We start from the raw sequence: 15,685 nt of genomic DNA, 5'->3' as shown, positions 1-15,685 counted from the left end.
AATGGAACATACAACTAAATTAATGGTTGGGAAAAATATTATTTCAACGTATAAGCGATTGTCTTACAAAGCCTGGTACGCAATTGCAGAATTTGTTGATAATTCAACCCAAGCATATTTTAATAATAAAAAGGAGTTAGATAAGATTTATGGAGAAGATGATAGGCTAGTTGTTAAAGTAAACTATTCCAGAAAAGACTCTTGCCTAACCATTGAAGATAATTCTATGGGAATGGACCTTGATAGGTTCAAACACGCTTTGCACATAGGAGACACCAAATACTCTAAAGGTCGTTCTAAATACGGTGTTGGGATGAAAACTGCAGCTTGTTGGTTTGGCGATAAATGGAGTATAAAAACATGTAAGCTAGGTGAAGGAAAGGAATATAGTTGTACTGTCTCTGTAAGTGAAATCATTGAAAATGAGGATGACACAATTAAAATCAAGGAAAAGTTAGTTGATGAAAAGGAGCACTATACCCATGTAAAAATTGAAAAATTGCACAAAATAATGCACGGGAATACTCTGAAAAAAGTCAAGAGTTTTCTAGAAAGGATATATTATATTGATATTGCAAACAATGAGCTTACAATTGAGTTTCAAGAAAACGAACTAGAGAGTTTTGATCAAGAAGAAGGACTTTATCTAAACGAAGAAGGTAAGAAGTATAAAAAGGAATTTTCTTTTACTGTGGGGGACGAAGGCTCTGACAAAAAGTCCATATCTGGCTGGGTCTCTGCTATTCTGCCAGGTAGCCGTGAAAAAGCTGGATTCACTATTCAGATGAACGATAGAGTCATCGTTTGTCCACCGGCAGCTTATAAACCCGAAACAATTTTTGGAGAACAATTAGGTGGAAGTAACACCTTAGTAAACCAAAGGGTTGTAGGAGTTTTAGAACTAGAAGGATTTGATGTTAGTCACCAGAAAGACGCAATTATTTGGGAGGCAAACGACGAGGAAGAGCTTGCCCAAAGGTTATTTTCTTACTCTCAAGAGGCAATTGAGATTGCAAAAAACTCAACTTCGCCCACTCAACCCTCTGGTTTAAATATCGAAAATACGTTCATTCAAGCTTCAGAACCGGTAAAAAAGTACATTGAGTCCAAAAATTTCGTAAATACCGTCGAACAATTTATTGCTCATAAGACTAGAGATGAGGAACTACAAGAGATTTTTGTTAGAGAAGTTGTAAATATTAAAGGTAAGAAAATACCGTTTTTCACCGCCCAGGTAGAACTTGTCCCTGACCCTCTTTACATAAAGTTTTTTAATTCTCAAGTCAGTGATTTAGAGCCGTATTTATATCTAGATTTTTCATCACAAGAAAACGAAATCATTGGAGTTATTAACTTAATTCATCCTTACTTTAAAACGTTTAATAAATACGAAGAAATTCAAAAATTTTTAGAACAATGTGCGTTTGATGCTATTTCGGAGTGGAAATGCCGTCAGCTTTATGATGCACTTAAGCCTAATGTATTCAGAGAATTAAAAGATAAGTTCTTGAGAATTCCAATCCAATTTAATTAAACAAGTACTTTAAAGTAAAAATTGAAGTTGTGGCCGGAAGAAAATGCGGGCTTGCGAAGGAGTGAATTTGTGGATTGGCACAAAGAGCCATTGCCCTGGGCTTTGTGTAAGGTGCGTAGCACCTAAATAGCGAAGCTATCAGACACAAAGGGCGCGCGGAAGCATATTTTCTTCTTGATTTTTTGTTTCTTTTGCATCAAGGCAAAAGATAGAAAGCCTATCATGAGATTTATGAAGATATTTAACTGAAAAAAGACGAGTGATATGCAAGAATTAACACTGAATGATCTCCAAGGTTTATGGTTAGGAAACGAATTCAATTTAATTGTAGGTTTAAATAATGATTCAAACTATGGAAATTTGGTTGACAGACTGAATGGAACCAATACTGAAACTAGAAGCCTTGAGCTGTCTGATATAACTGAGGGTAACACAAAAATGTTAATTTTTAATAACGAATACGAAATTGAACTATGGCGTTGGAGTCCACCTCAAATTACTATAGTAGTCGATGGAAGTAGATATGATTTAACGTTCTCTCCAAGATAAGATTAATTTCTATTTGACATAATGTCAAGGGTGTTCTCACAAAAAGCTGATTCGGAGGAGGATGTGAGCAAGTGCTTAGAAATTTGCTCTCAGAGAAATTTTAAGCTTTTGCGACAAGCTGACGAATAGCCAGTGAAATTTTTCTTCTCCAAATTTTCAATTAAACCAGAGGTTTCAACAAATACTAAAAACAGAGCTTTTAATGGCGCTGGCCAAGCGGCTGAGAATTGCGTATAAAAATAAATGCAAGGGCATTTACTTTTTATGAAAGCAATATGCTGTTGGCCGAGCGGCTATTTTACATAACGGCAAATTATAGATACAAATGAAAAGATGCGGCGTAGCCGACCGCTAGGGAATGTTTCATGACCCTGTTCATAATTCGCATAAATGACCAAATGTTGAGGGATATTTTACATAATAGAATTATAGCTATCAAATGGATAAACCGCTATAAAAGCAAAACAATACATTTGTACTATAATTGATATTATGTAAAATAGAATATTTGAAAACCCTTCTATTCCAATATTCTTGACACAAGGAACTCCTTAAAACAAAAGCACCGACCTAAGTCGATGCTTTAAAACTTTTATGAATAAGAAGAATTATAATTCAATTTCTTCAATAGTCCCATCAGGATATGTCAAAGTTGCGGCATCATCGCATTCTCCATCTCCAAAATCTACCGTTACTTCCAATCCGTTTTTGGCTACTGTCATACTACCACTGGTAATATACTCACAACCTAATCCTCCTGTAAGATCATCCACAGTTTCTACACTATAGGTATTGCCTTCTGCAGTAATCGTCCAATTTCCGGAAATGCTAAAAGTGCTGTTTTCTAAGCTATCACCAAAGCTGAAACTAAAAGTTTTAGTGCCGTTTTCTGTAATCACGCTCTCATCTTCCATCTCTACCGATAGTTCACTGGTAACGGTAAATGAAATTGTGCCCTGTTCGGCATCACCGCTTAACACAAAGGTCCTGGTTCCATTTACTTTTATGGTACCAACATAAAAATCTGAATATACCGCTGTAAAAGCAATGGTCTCTCCTTCGGTTTGATAGGCAACTGTTAAACTTCCGTTTATATTTTCGGTTCCATTGAGCACACAATTGTTAAAAGTGGCTACAAAACCACTCTGCGAATATTCTACTGAATAGCAATCGTTTGCTTTTTGCGTAGACTTTCCTACGGCATTATTGCTATATAGTTCGGCTAAAACAGTATCCACTGCCCCGGTAACATCATCCGTTTCCAATATGGTTTTTAATTCGGTCTGAGTCAGCTCTTGTCCATCGCCCAAAGGCTTCGCGTCTTCACTACATCCTTCCAGAAAAATTAGGGCAAAGGCTAAAAATGCAAATACGGAGGTCTTTTTTGCAAGTCTGTACATACTACTTAAGTTTTGAGGGTTATGCATGGTGAACGAAAACCATGGATTTTTAGTGTTTTCTAGGTTGATTTATCGACGAAATGCAGAAAGAAAGATGATGGCTCGCTGATTATCGCCGTCATTCTGTTAAAAAGCGTGTATTTCTAGGCTTTCGCGAAAAATGTTTTATTTTACAGAAAATATTGTTTGAAAAAGATTGTACCATGAAAACTCTTAAAATTCTCCCTCTCTTAGTCCTATTGATTAGCTTGGTTTCCTGTAGTTCGGATGACGATGGCGGTTCCACCCTAATAAACTCCGACGTTATAGGTATCTGGGATTTGGTGGAAGTGAATATCAGCAGTGCACAGGATATTGATAACGATGGAACTCCTTCCTCCAATCTATTGGACGAGGTGGATTGCATTTCTGGAACGCTATTGATCGATGGTGATTTGGCTTGGACTTTGGAACAGTCCATTGTAACTATTACCACCATTACGGGAGGTTTATTTTTTGCCGATTGTTCGGGCAATAGTTCCTCATCGGGAACTTGGACAGCAAGCGAGACATTGGTTTCTTTTAGTGGGGACAATGCTCCTGTTCCTTTTAATATAATCAATGGTCAACTGGTGCATCAGGTTGGGGACGCTCTGCCAGGAGTGCAGAGTTACGTTTACGCCTTGAGACCATAGTGATAGCATAACGACAATTTTGTATTATTAAGATTCATTTAGCATGATGCGCAAATTTCTAGTTCTAATTCTCTGTTTGGTTTTTGGTTCGTTGCAATTGCAGGCGCAGGTAAACCCCATTAAAATTGAAGAAAAAAAAGCCAACAACCGCATTACCTTCTATGCTGTAAACAAAACCTTTACCCCATACGATGTGCTGTTTGAGGTAAAAGGAAAGAACTTTAGACAAAGCGCGGCAAGGCCTAGATGGATTCATGTTCCCGCAACCTCAAGGGTGAATTTGAAAACCGTTATTCTTTTTAGGGACAAACAGCCTGTTTTTACCAAAAGTCTTAAAGTAAATGATAGTCTTTCTCGTAGGGCGTTGAAAAAGGAATATGAAAAATTAGATGTTCCACTTCCTAAGATCAAGCCCAAAAAACAGATTACGATTTATAGCACCACGGATTGCGCAACTTGTGATAGTATTGTTTCCAAACTTACGGTGGACAATTATCTTTTCAGGAATATTTTGCTAAGTGAACAACCTGAGGTCAAGGAACAACTCGGTAAATTTTTGGCCAAATCACCGGAAGCGATGGATTCCATTTCCAACCCCATTATCAGTTTGGGTGGAAAATTATACAGTTGGATAGCTTCATACGAGCAATTACAGGAAGAATTGAACAGGGAATAAAGCTATTACGGCGCTTTCTGGGCAACAATCACCCACATTTGTTTATTATCTTCCCGCTCCCATTTTCCATGATCTTCTATTTCAGAAATGATGGTAAATCCAGCTTGTTTCAATTCTTTTCGAACATATTCGGGGCCAAGTGAATGGGAACTCACCTGCTCTTCCCTCGATTTGCCCCTTACCCACTCTTTTAACTTTTCAAGAATCATAATTTTTCCTCCAGGTTTAAGAGATCGCCTAATGAGTCTTAGCATTTTTTCGTGCGAACCCATTTCATGGTACGTATCAATAACAAATACCATATCCAGCTCACGTTCCGGGAGCTTTGGGTCATCATAATCACCTAAAATGGTGATAATATTTTTCAGATTCCTGTCACTGGCATTCTCCCTTAAGGTTTTTAGTCGATCCTCACGGACATCAACCGCATATACCCTCCCATTTTTCACTTTTTTAGCCAAATGGATACTGAGATAGCCTTCGTGGCAACCAATATCGGCTACCCTATCCCCTTCAGATAGTTTGGCAAGTTGCAGTAGTGCTTCGGTTTTCATCCACTCATCGCGTTCCTTCCAATCTTCCTCGCTGTATTGGGCATTTAGTCCCATTAATGATAACAGTGCAATAAAAAGGAAGGAACGGTGAGTATTCATTTATAGTTTATTCTTGTATAAGTCCTTGACTTTCAATCCATGGAGCTCCAGCCGCCTTAAGTTCTGCTTCAATAGCAGGTAAAGTGCTGTTGGTAAGAGCTCTTAACTCATTTTTGATTTGCTCCAATTGATTTTTGGCACGTTGTATTGCGGCTTTCTGATTACCCGTCGGGCCATAGGTATTTCGCAATGCCACCAGCCCAATAAAACTACCATCCTGTGGCGATGGAGGGGTCTTCTCTCCTATCTCGTTTCTTGCCGGACTGCCGTTCATTTGTTTGTTCAACTCCTGTAACTGACCTTTTGCATTGTGAAGTTTTGTAGCTAGTGCTTTAGTCGGTCTTTCAGCTTCATCAAAAGCGCGCTTCATGGCACCTACCTTTTCCACGCTCTTGCTTAACACCGAATTTGTTGCGGTCAAATCTTGTTGGAAAGACTGGTACATTTCTCTAAACGCGTCAATTTCCGAAGTAGGTTTGGCGGGCAATGCTCCTTTGGTCAAAGGCTTCACCTCAAAGGATTGGGCGTTTGAAAGTTGCTGCATTCCACCATTTACACGTTGATATAGTTCAACAGTATATGTACTTGGTGTGGCCAAAAACGGAGATCCAAAGAAATCATCATCATCATCGCTTTTTGGATTCTTAAGCTTCACGCCGGTCCTATCTGCATAGGTAAGATCCCAAGCCACTCTATTGAACCCTTTCTTGTTGGTGCCCTTTACGGTGTTAACAACATTGCCCTGGTCATCTTTTATCAATAAAACCACTGAGGGCTTCTCTTGGTTCTTTTCGTCATCCAGAGCGTCCCATCCGGGGAAAGAAACATTACTTTTCTGCTTGTTGAGTTTCTTCTCACTTTCTTTTCGTGTTTCTTCCAATGATTTTAATTTTTTTGGAAGATAATAGGTGAACGTAGCGCCAAAGGCAGGATTTTTGGCCATGTATTGGGTATTGCCCTGACCATAAACTCCATCCTTCTCGATATACCAATACGCGGGTCTTGCCGAATATAATGTGGCCTCGTTCATTTTGGAGGTATCGAAATCGCGAAGAGCCGACATATCATCAAGCACATAAAAACCACGCCCAAATGAGGCCGCTACAAGATCGTTTTCCCTGCGTTGCATGGTGATGTCCCTAAAGGAAATAGTAGGCAATCCGCTGTTGAGTTCCATCCAGTTTACTCCACCATTGCTGCTGAAATAAATCCCATATTCTGTTGCAACAAACAACAATCCGGGTTTTACATGATCTTGTACAATTCTCCATGTTATCAGCTTCTGGGGAAGATTGCCGTTCATAAAAGACCAGGTTCTACCTCTATCCCTACTCTTTAGAAGATAAGGTTTGTAATCTCCCTCTTTGTGATTGTCCAAAACCAAATAAACAGTATTGGCATCATAAAGGTCGGCTCGAACATCATTTACAAATGCCCTATTGGGAACACCTTTAATGTTTCCGAGCATTACTTTTCTCCAACTGTTACCGCCATCTTCCGTCACTTGAAGAATACCGTCATCGGTTCCCGCATAGATCAATCCTTCTTGCAAGGGTGATTCGGCAAGAGATGTTATCGTATTGTAATTGGACATGGCCAAAACATCCCATGGGTTATCCCAGCTTTGCTGCCTACCCATAATTGGTAAAGCCAATCGTTCTTCATTTCGGGTAAGGTCTGTAGAAATTGCTGTCCAATCATCTCCCCTATTATCTGATTTCCATACACGGTAGGATGCGAAATACAAACGCTTGGGGTTATGCGGGCTCACTAAAATTGGCGCATCCCAATTGAAACGTTCATGCGGTTCCCCCGCTGCCGGTTGCGGTTGTATAAAAACAGTTTCTCCTGTTGTTTGGTCAATTCTCCATAACCAACCTTGTTGAAATTCACCATAGGTGATATCCGGATTTCCAGGCTCGGTGGCAGATTGATGTCCGTCTGCCCCCAATGTAATCCACCAGTCCGAATTAAAGATTCCAGCACTACTTCGTGTTCTCGAAGGACCACCATGCGAACCGTTGTCCTGTGTTCCTCCATATATATTGTAAAAGGGTGCCGAATCATCTACAGCTACTTTATAGTATTGTGTGATGGGAAGGTTATTGAAGTACCTCCAGGTTTTTGTTAGGTCATAAGATTCATACAAACCTCCATCGGTCCCGAACAACACATAATCAGGGTCAGAATTTTTAAAAGCCATGGCATGACTATCCACGTGTTTACTCTTCTCGTTCATTTGCGAAAAATGCTTTCCATGGTCGTTTGAAACAAGCACATAATTGCTCATCAGGTATAATTTTCCTTCTTGATGTGGGGAAGCATACAATTCTTGATAGTAATGTGGACCCGTTCCACCGGAAATAGCATCAGACTGCTTGCTCCAAGAAGCACCTTGGTTTTTTGAAATATAAAGCCCTCCTTTTCTACGATCGGTTTCAATGGCTGCATAGATCACATCACTATTGAATGGAGAAATGGCTAATCCTATCTTCCCAAGGTTAGATTTTGGTATCCCAGTGCTCAATTTTGACCAGGTTTCTCCCCCATCGGTACTTTTATGGAGACCGGAACCAGGTCCGCCACCCACATAGGCAGCTACGGTTCTATGTCTATCCCATGTAGCTGCATATAATATGTTTGAGTTTTTAGGGTCTAGAACAATGTCGGTGACTCCGGTCCATTCATTGTTGCCCAATGTTTTTTTCCATGTTTTTCCACCATCTGTGGATTTATAAAAACCTCGTTGTCCACCCTTGCTCCATAAAGGGCCTTGTGCGGCAACCATAATGGTATTTGAATCTTCGGGATGTACAATAACATTGGAAATATGCTCTGAGGCTTTGAGCCCCATATTCTTCCACGTTTTTCCTTCATCATGGCTTACGTAAACTCCATCACCGAAACCTGAATGCCTTCCTCCTACATTTTCACCTGAACCCACCCAGATTGTACTTGGATTGTTTGGGTCTATGGTTACACATCCAATTGAATAGCTAGATTGCTTATCAAAAATTGGTTTCCAAGTTGTTCCAGCGTTAGTGGTTTTCCAAACCCCACCTGAACCTACCGCAACATACCAAACACTTTCATTTTTTGGATGGATGGCGATATCAGCTATCCGACCTGAGGTCAGTGCAGGCCCCAAGCTTCTCCACTCTAAACCTTTAAAGGTTGTGGAGTCTGGTTTTTGGGAAAACGATTGCAGGGAAAAGAGAAAAGTAAAGATTAGGACATAGGTGAATTTTGAGCAGTATTTCATATAATTTAGTTTTCGTTGAATTAGCATTGAAAGATAACCAAAAGCATTAGCCTTAAATCTAAAAAAAATGTGAAAATAATTTGTTCTTCAAGGGTTTGTTACGCTCTGTCCTTAAGACGGTAGACAAATTTCAATCCACTCCAATCTTTATCGATTGCTGCAACTTTAACATCTACCAATCCGATCGATAGTAAATACTCTCGAATAGGATCTCGTTTCAGGTCTGTTGGAATGTTTGAAGAACCCTTGGGCCAGCTGACCCAAAGTAGTCCATTTTTTTTAAGAAAGGGTTTATATTGATTCGTTATTTCCTTTAGCTCTTGAATTGTGGTGGTAAAAACATGAATGAAGTCCAGTGCTTCTCCTTCGGGCTTATCAAGAATTATCACATTACTGGGAAAATCAGAAAATAGATTGAAATATTGTTTCGGGGGATTGTGCAACAGCATGGTACATCCCTCCTTAATTCCCAATTTCTTCGCAAGTGGTGTTCCTGAATATCCTGCAGGCATAATTTAGTCGCTAAGCTTTTCTGGGAGCTCCCTTTTTTGAAGCAATACGCCACTTATCATCATAAATAGAGCGATATTGGATTGAGAGTAATCCCACCAATTTGTCCGAAAGCCAGAATTTTTTCTTCATCTATATTATTCTTGTTATCAAATATAATGAAGTGGCATTTTATAAAAAGCAACTGTAAAGTTGCATAATAAAATATGTTTTGTATATTAGCAACCGATTAGTTGCATTTATAAATCTAAAAAAGAATATTATGAAAGATGTAATCACCAAAGAGCATGTATTCGATCATCCAATCCAAAAAGTTTGGGAAGCCATTTCGATAGCGGAGGAAATATCCACTTGGTTTATCAAGGCCGATTTTAAGGCTGAAGAAGGTTATCAATACACCTTCACCGCAAGCGAAGAACACGGTTGTCTGAATATTACCGGAGAGGTTAAAAGTGCACAACCCTATACTTTGATTTATACATGGGTGGTGGAAAATACCACCACTGAAACTGTTGTTACCTGGAATTTGAAGGAAACTGAAACTGGAACCAAACTTTATTTGGAACATTCTGGAATCTCGAGTTATCCCGGCGAATCTGCTGTCAAGTATTTCAACGACTACAATGGGGGCTGGAACGATTGTATTAATAGCTTAACATCATTCCTAAGCAAAGAAGTCCATGCAGGATAATATCACCAAAATTCTTAAAGCAATTGCCGATCCCAAAAGGCGTGAAATTTTTCACGCCTTGATCATTGCCTCCTCCGCCCTATCCATTTCACAGATTTCTGGGCAGTTTGATATGAGCCGACAAGGGGTGACCAAACATATAAAAACATTGGAGCAAGCTGGTTTAGTTGCAATCACCTCCAGTGGCAGGGAACGATTTTGCATTGCCGATGCAGAGCCTTTAAAGCAAATAACGGAATGGGTAAGTTTTTATGAGAAATTCTGGGATACCACGCTGGACAATCTGGGAGATTTTTTGGATTCCAAATAACCTCAATTTGTTTTTTCCACAAAATGAAGCAGACCGGACAATGCCTTTTCTATGTTTTTGCGGAACAATTTCTTTCCCATTAAGGCAATGACGAGCTTTTTTATCGGTGATTTAGCTTTCCAATAGGCTTCAATTTCCAGGTCACAGCTGTTTTCTCCGGTTGGAATGAAGTGATAGAACTGATAATAACCGTCCAGTATGGGTGCACTTGCAGTGAATTCTCCATAGATTAAACTACCTGGACGGGGATCTTTGGTTATGGTGGTAAAGTTCAAATGTTTTCCATTGACCACGCATAGGTGTTCCGACCCCACCCTTGTTACCTCTTTTGCGTTATAGTCCAACCGATCGATGCCCTCCGTCCAATAGTGCCGGAACGAATAGTTGGTCACATATTCCAATAACTCTGCTGCCGAAACAGGATATTTTTGCCTAACAACAATTTGCGCTGGTCCTTCAAAAGATACTTTCTTTGGGTTTGAAAAACTCCGAAGTTTCAATTCTTTCGGATCAATTACCGAATAGATGTATTCTACCTGTTTGTCGTCATAGGAATCGGAACCTTGTCTGAATCTATATATTTTACTGGAATAATAAGGTGACAGCATAATGTCCAAGGCCAAGGTCCGGCTGATAAGCACATAATTGTCACTCTCCACCGAATTTTTAAGTAATCTATGCGCTTCTATAACTTGTTCGCCAAAGGGTTTTCGGGTTCCTTGCACTTCAATATGTTGCAGATGGCCACTATGGGCAATGATTTTTAACTCTAGATTTGGTGCTGTAGCACAAGCATTACATGGACATATCCTATTCTTTTCAAGCATTTTCAAGTGACTATAAAAAGCCGTGAACATGGATTCTATTTGAGCCAAAAGATTTTCCTGGGAAGGAATATCATTCTCTTTATAAAAGAAAAGCGCATCACCTTCAATCTCTGCCAATTTTAATTCTTGGGTGTTGGCATTGACCAACACCTCCAATAGTTCTGAAATTACATGCTGACTGTGCTCAACTTCCGTGGTTTGAATAAATTTGGTATATCCGGAGATATCAGGAATGAATAGCAGTGATTTGGACATTTTTTTGATTGAGGTTATTGTGGTATTGGTCTGGCAAAAGAACTAAAGCTTACTTATTAGCCTGTTCTTCCAAATCTTCCAATAGCTGCTTAAAACCTATAGCAACACCGTTGGTCCATCCAAAACCGTCCTGGGTCTCATATTCTCCTCCACCCGAAAGTAATGTAAGGTCTTCCACATTATATTTCTCCATCATTTTGCCCGTGTTTTTATATACCTTTTTATTTAAGGCCAACCATCGTTGCATAATTTCGATAGCCTCATCTTTATATCCATAATTAAGCAATCCTTTAACGGCTATCCATTGCAAAGGAGCCCAACCATTGGGAGCATCCCATTGTTGTCCAGAATGTTCCAACGTTGTGACCAGCCCTCCATCTTTCAAAAACTTATCCATAATCACTTCTTTGACTTTTTCTGCTTGATCTCGAGTAGCCACACCAAAATATAAAGGATAGGCTCCGGCCAAAGTCAGTTCTGGTGTTGTAGCTTCTTTTTGGAAGTTATAATCATGGAAAAAACCACTCTCCTCATTCCAAAAATATTGTCTGATGGCTGATTTTCTTGATTGGGACTTTCTAAAAAAGTCTGTCCTAGCCTCTTGATCACCTTTTAGACCACATGCCCTATAGAGCAAACGTTCCATAGCATATAAGAGGCAATTAAGATCGATTGGCAAAATAGCGGTGGTTTCAGTACTACCAAAATTATCTTTCTGGCCATACCATCTAGAACTAAAATCCCAACCGGAGGCAGCAGCCGACCTCAGATTTCTAAATAGGAGCTGCTTTAATGAATCTGTTTCCAGTTCACTTGCTAAATGCAAATCTTCCTTATAGGCTTCTGGTCTTGGTGAGTCTCCCTCATCCCAATAACGATTAAGATATGTCTTCATGCCAAGGTCTACCACATGTTTTTGTGGCCTTGCCTGCACCACTTTATCACTGCCCTCCATCCAAAAGGCATATTCTTTTGCCAGTTCTGGCAGATAATACAAGAGTAAATTTTCATCTTTTCTAGCCAGAGCGTCCACCATTAAAGAATAGAACGGGGGTTGTGATCGAGTTTTGTAGTAATCCCTTGTACCATTTGGTATGAAACCAATGGAATCAATCAAAAAACTGAAATTATCTACCATGGTTTTAGCCAAGTCATCCCTACCATCTGCCAAAAGCCCTTCTAGTGTAAAATAACTATCCCAGTAATATATTTCCTGAAAACGTCCGCCTGGAACAACATATTTATAGGGTAAGGGTATTCTGGATGAATATGGAATCAAAGAATCAGGTCCTCGTGTCAACTTATCCCACATTAAGTTAATATGCTCATACATGGTTTTGGTTGTATCTGTTTCAAATTCCAGAGCTTTCATAGACATATCGTCAAAATTCTGATTAACGAAGGCCTTAATATCAAAATCTTCGTTGTCTTTTTGGTCTAGATATTCCGCTTCCAATATGATAGCATCTTTTTTTGGAACCAAATCGACAAAGGTTTTGGAATCTTTGAAAGTGTCACTCAATTGTACAGCCTTAAAAAGTTCGGTCTCGTAAATGCTATCAACTGGTTCAGGTTGTTTTTTGCATGCTGAGATGAGTAAAAAAAACAGGGAAACAAGGCAATAATTCAGTTTCATAAGTGCTAGTCAGTTTTATGCATAATAAAGTTGATATTGAAAGTAAGCAAATATTTTCAATTGGTTCCATGTCGGATAATGTCTTCCAATTTTTCTGCATTGTACACCTTTCAAGTTTAATTCCCTACGGTATTTGAATGGATTACAACAAAAATTCACCGAAATCGTATACGATTCGTACTTTAGTGGTATGCAATCAACCTCTAACCTCCGTGACGAAGTCAGGTCACATTTGCTTGATCAAATCCGTAAAGGCGAATTAAAAATTGGAAAAACCATCAATTTAGCAGCTCTTGCAAGAAAGATAGGAATTAGTGTAACACCTATTCGAGAAGCATTGAGTCAACTGGAACAGGCTAGAATTATTGAAGCCATTCCCAATCGGGGGTTTATAGTAACCAGGTTAAGTCAGAAAGAAGCCAGAGATTTATATGGAACCATAGCGCAATTGGAGGTAATGGCCCTGGAAAACTCCAGTTTTGATCAAGAGGATTTAGAAAAATTGGAATCTAAACGGCTTGAATTGAACCAGGCGGACAACTTTATGGATAAATTGCATGCCCGATTTGAATTTCATAAACTGTTGGTGCACAGGTGTGATAACACCGTTTTATTGCAAATATTGGATGATTTAAAGGCCAGACTTCATTTTTACGAATATGGTTTTGCGCGAGACACAGGGTTTTATGCAAATGTTGATCACCAGAGTGTAGCTATAGTAGAGGCTATTGCTGAAGATAACACCCCAACAGCTGCTTTGATTCTTAAAATGAATTGGATGTCCGTATTGGAATACGTTGAAAAAAGAATACTGGCAACTGCCTAAAATATGAAGATCAATTCTTCGTTAAGTATTATTAAACGCCTTACATGAAATTTTTAAATAGAGAAATTGAAACCTTGGTAAAAAATAAAAAGTCCAAATCATTGGTTAAAAGGCAAATTTCATGCGGAATTTTCCAAGATGTGGAGAATACCAGGCAGAACCAAACGAAAATCTCTAAATTTTCTGATTAGAGTTATTTGACAAACAAGGATTTATCCAATCCTGGAATCAAATTCAAGGCATTTTTGAAATACACCTTCTCCAATACTTCATCTGGAAGGTCCAATCCGTACATAGCCCAGAACGCATGGTATTTTTTATAGTACGGAAAGTATTCATCCGCAGTTTCCAAAACCCGGAAATAGGTTGGGAATTCTTCCGGTTTCCAGCTGTCCTTACCAAATAGAATACGGTCTTGGTATTTCATGAAAAACTGTTTTGCCCTTCGGGGCTGGCGGCCCAATTCGGCGATAATGGCTCCAATACCAACAGACATATTAGGAATTTCTTCCATCAACTCCCCTAGCCTATCCAAATTATTCGCATACCACCCCATATGCGCATTGATGAACTTTGTTTTTGGATGTTTTTTGAACATCCGGTGCTGCTCATCAATTATTTGCTGCCAAGGCGCAGGATTGTTGGCTGAACGTTTTCTTCTAGGCCTGGTTTTTAACTCCAACCAACGCTCATTATCTTTATTCATAGCGTCCCAAAACGATTTTGGGTCAGCAGCGTGAATCAGCACAGGGATTCCAAGCTCACCGCACTTTTTCCATACAGGATTCAATCTTGGATCGTCAATGGCAATTCTTTTTCCATTGATATCCTTATTTCGAAGACCCAAGCTTTTATAGATTTTCAGCCCTTTGGCTCCACTTTTTACGTCAAGTTCAAGCTGCGCTGCCGCCATTTCACCCCAATTTGGATTACCAACTCCATCAAAATCAACATTTGCGAAGACTACAAACCGATTTGGATAATTGTCATTCACATTTTTGAGCATAGCTCGTAATCCTTCTCCAGACCCACCACTTAAATTCACCATCACACTCATATTAAGTTCATCCATATCGGCTATTAATTGGGATAAATCTTGTGTTGCCATTCTAAATTGATGGCTGTGGACATCTATAAACGGAAATTTTGCTTTTTCCACAGGATTTTCCGGTACAACTAAGGTTGATTTTGGATTATAATCTTCAAAACTCATTTCTTGAGCTTCAATAGTAGAAATCAGAAATAGAAGAATAAGAATTAAAGTAATGGTATATTTATTCATGTTTAAATTTATGTATTCCAGTTAGTTGACTATATTTTTCTCTTGTATCAATATCAATCTCTTTTCCATTTGGATTTATTAATTGTACATGTTCCTTGTATTTTTTAATGATTTTTCTTGCTCCAAACTCTGCCTGCAAATCCTTGAGTTCTGAAAACAGGGAATTGTCAAAAATTGCTGGGACACCTGCGCCATTTTGGTAGGCAGTTGCCACGATCTTGGATTCAGTTTCAGTAAAATCTTGTATTAACTGCGATAGATATGCTGTATCCATCAAAGGCTGGTCTGCTACCATTAGCATCACCCCATCAGGCTTCTCTCTTTCCAGAATATGTTTTAATCCATATGAAACGGAGCTTCCCATTCCCGATTCCCAATTGAAATTGCGTATTACTTCTGCATCAATGGATACAGATTCCAAAATTTTTTCAAACTGTGCTCCCAATACTACATAAATACTGTCCGAAACTCCCTTTGCATGGCGAACAGTATTTTCCAGTAGGGTGGTTTTTCCCCAAGGCAAAAGTTGTTTGATCATTCCATTCATTCTGGTAGAAGCTCCTGCAGCTAATATTAAAACAGCGATGGATTTGGGCATGA

The 15,685-nt window shown here is 39.1% G+C and carries 15 protein-coding genes; 7 read left to right on the top strand and 8 right to left on the bottom strand.

Translation table 11 applies throughout. From position 1 onward, the window contains the following. Position 1: 1 nt before the first annotated feature. Positions 2-1,534, top strand: coding sequence for an ATP-binding protein (locus IAG46_RS02290; RefSeq protein ID WP_190808702.1), 1,533 nt, complete (start codon positions 2-4; stop codon positions 1,532-1,534). 264 nt (positions 1,535-1,798) lie between these two features. Further along, entirely contained in the window at positions 1,799-2,083 is a 285-nt protein-coding gene (locus tag IAG46_RS02285; protein ID WP_190808701.1) for a hypothetical protein, read from the top strand. A 608-nt stretch (positions 2,084-2,691) separates the two neighbouring features. On the opposite strand, the gene IAG46_RS02280 is transcribed toward IAG46_RS02285, so the two are convergent. Then, a complete protein-coding gene (locus IAG46_RS02280) occupies positions 2,692-3,483 on the bottom strand; it encodes a hypothetical protein (RefSeq protein ID WP_190808700.1) in 792 nt (263 codons plus the stop codon). A 203-nt stretch (positions 3,484-3,686) separates the two neighbouring features. Between IAG46_RS02280 and IAG46_RS02275 the strand changes: the two genes are divergently transcribed. Both IAG46_RS02275 and IAG46_RS02270 read left to right on the top strand, forming a co-directional pair. Then, positions 3,687-4,157, top strand: coding sequence for a hypothetical protein (locus IAG46_RS02275; RefSeq protein WP_190808699.1), 471 nt, complete (start codon positions 3,687-3,689; stop codon positions 4,155-4,157). Between the two features lie 43 nt (positions 4,158-4,200). Beyond that, positions 4,201-4,833 (top strand): hypothetical protein, encoded by a 633-nt coding sequence (locus IAG46_RS02270; protein WP_190808698.1) that lies wholly within the window; start codon positions 4,201-4,203, stop codon positions 4,831-4,833. A gap of 5 nt (positions 4,834-4,838) precedes the next feature. Here IAG46_RS02270 and IAG46_RS02265 read toward each other — a convergent pair whose 3' ends face one another. The 3 genes from IAG46_RS02265 to IAG46_RS02255 all read right to left on the bottom strand — a co-directional run bounded on the left by IAG46_RS02265 (position 4,839) and on the right by IAG46_RS02255 (position 9,260). Next, positions 4,839-5,486: a class I SAM-dependent methyltransferase gene (locus IAG46_RS02265; RefSeq protein WP_190808697.1), complete on the bottom strand. Its 648-nt coding sequence runs from the start codon at positions 5,484-5,486 to the stop codon at positions 4,839-4,841. A 7-nt stretch (positions 5,487-5,493) separates the two neighbouring features. Continuing rightward, positions 5,494-8,748, bottom strand: a complete 3,255-nt coding sequence (locus IAG46_RS02260; protein WP_190808696.1) for a glycosyl hydrolase — start codon at positions 8,746-8,748, stop codon at positions 5,494-5,496. Between the two features lie 98 nt (positions 8,749-8,846). Further along, positions 8,847-9,260, bottom strand: coding sequence for a DUF3052 domain-containing protein (locus IAG46_RS02255; protein WP_190808695.1), 414 nt, complete (start codon positions 9,258-9,260; stop codon positions 8,847-8,849). A gap of 260 nt (positions 9,261-9,520) precedes the next feature. Here IAG46_RS02255 and IAG46_RS02250 point away from each other — a divergent pair, with 260 nt between their 5' ends. Next, positions 9,521-9,949 carry an SRPBCC domain-containing protein gene (locus IAG46_RS02250; RefSeq protein WP_190808694.1) on the top strand — a complete coding sequence of 143 codons (429 nt, stop codon included), beginning with the start codon at positions 9,521-9,523 and terminating at the stop codon, positions 9,947-9,949. After that, the gene (locus IAG46_RS02245; protein ID WP_190808693.1) at positions 9,939-10,259 is read left to right on the top strand and encodes a helix-turn-helix transcriptional regulator; all 321 of its coding nucleotides are present in this window, start codon (positions 9,939-9,941) and stop codon (positions 10,257-10,259) included. The genes IAG46_RS02250 and IAG46_RS02245 overlap by 11 nt, the downstream gene beginning before the upstream one ends. Positions 10,260-10,261: 2 nt before the next feature. Here IAG46_RS02245 and IAG46_RS02240 read toward each other — a convergent pair whose 3' ends face one another. Both IAG46_RS02240 and treF read right to left on the bottom strand, forming a co-directional pair. Beyond that, positions 10,262-11,341, bottom strand: coding sequence for a DUF2652 domain-containing protein (locus IAG46_RS02240; RefSeq protein WP_190808692.1), 1,080 nt, complete (start codon positions 11,339-11,341; stop codon positions 10,262-10,264). A gap of 49 nt (positions 11,342-11,390) precedes the next feature. Next, the gene (gene treF, locus IAG46_RS02235; RefSeq protein WP_190808691.1) at positions 11,391-12,977 is read right to left on the bottom strand and encodes an alpha,alpha-trehalase TreF; all 1,587 of its coding nucleotides are present in this window, start codon (positions 12,975-12,977) and stop codon (positions 11,391-11,393) included. Between the two features lie 133 nt (positions 12,978-13,110). Here treF and IAG46_RS02230 point away from each other — a divergent pair, with 133 nt between their 5' ends. After that, positions 13,111-13,803, top strand: a complete 693-nt coding sequence (locus tag IAG46_RS02230) for a GntR family transcriptional regulator (RefSeq protein WP_223826551.1) — start codon at positions 13,111-13,113, stop codon at positions 13,801-13,803. A gap of 193 nt (positions 13,804-13,996) precedes the next feature. On the opposite strand, the gene IAG46_RS02225 is transcribed toward IAG46_RS02230, so the two are convergent. Beyond that, a complete protein-coding gene (locus IAG46_RS02225) occupies positions 13,997-15,085 on the bottom strand; it encodes an amidohydrolase family protein (protein ID WP_190808689.1) in 1,089 nt (362 codons plus the stop codon). Beyond that, entirely contained in the window at positions 15,078-15,683 is a 606-nt protein-coding gene (locus IAG46_RS02220) for an NTP transferase domain-containing protein (RefSeq protein WP_190808688.1), read from the bottom strand. Before IAG46_RS02220 ends, IAG46_RS02225 begins: the two co-directional genes overlap by 8 nt. Positions 15,684-15,685: the final 2 nt, after the last annotated feature.

Origin of the sequence: Flagellimonas sp. S3867, from assembly GCF_014698935.1 — a bacterium.
In the GTDB taxonomy this organism is placed as follows: domain Bacteria; phylum Bacteroidota; class Bacteroidia; order Flavobacteriales; family Flavobacteriaceae; genus Flagellimonas.
This window is presented reverse-complemented; position numbering and strand designations above follow the sequence as displayed.

Coding starts and splice junctions, on each gene's coding strand:
- IAG46_RS02290 (WP_190808702.1), top strand. CDS start 2: ATGGAACATACAACTAAATTAATGGTTGGGAAAAATATTATTTCAACG.
- IAG46_RS02285 (WP_190808701.1), top strand. CDS start 1,799: ATGCAAGAATTAACACTGAATGATCTCCAAGGTTTATGGTTAGGAAAC.
- IAG46_RS02280 (WP_190808700.1), bottom strand. CDS start 3,483: ATGTACAGACTTGCAAAAAAGACCTCCGTATTTGCATTTTTAGCCTTT.
- IAG46_RS02275 (WP_190808699.1), top strand. CDS start 3,687: ATGAAAACTCTTAAAATTCTCCCTCTCTTAGTCCTATTGATTAGCTTG.
- IAG46_RS02270 (WP_190808698.1), top strand. CDS start 4,201: ATGATGCGCAAATTTCTAGTTCTAATTCTCTGTTTGGTTTTTGGTTCG.
- IAG46_RS02265 (WP_190808697.1), bottom strand. CDS start 5,486: ATGAATACTCACCGTTCCTTCCTTTTTATTGCACTGTTATCATTAATG.
- IAG46_RS02260 (WP_190808696.1), bottom strand. CDS start 8,748: ATGAAATACTGCTCAAAATTCACCTATGTCCTAATCTTTACTTTTCTC.
- IAG46_RS02255 (WP_190808695.1), bottom strand. CDS start 9,260: ATGCCTGCAGGATATTCAGGAACACCACTTGCGAAGAAATTGGGAATT.
- IAG46_RS02250 (WP_190808694.1), top strand. CDS start 9,521: ATGAAAGATGTAATCACCAAAGAGCATGTATTCGATCATCCAATCCAA.
- IAG46_RS02245 (WP_190808693.1), top strand. CDS start 9,939: ATGCAGGATAATATCACCAAAATTCTTAAAGCAATTGCCGATCCCAAA.
- IAG46_RS02240 (WP_190808692.1), bottom strand. CDS start 11,341: ATGTCCAAATCACTGCTATTCATTCCTGATATCTCCGGATATACCAAA.
- treF (WP_190808691.1), bottom strand. CDS start 12,977: ATGAAACTGAATTATTGCCTTGTTTCCCTGTTTTTTTTACTCATCTCA.
- IAG46_RS02225 (WP_190808689.1), bottom strand. CDS start 15,085: ATGAATAAATATACCATTACTTTAATTCTTATTCTTCTATTTCTGATT.
- IAG46_RS02220 (WP_190808688.1), bottom strand. CDS start 15,683: ATGCCCAAATCCATCGCTGTTTTAATATTAGCTGCAGGAGCTTCTACC.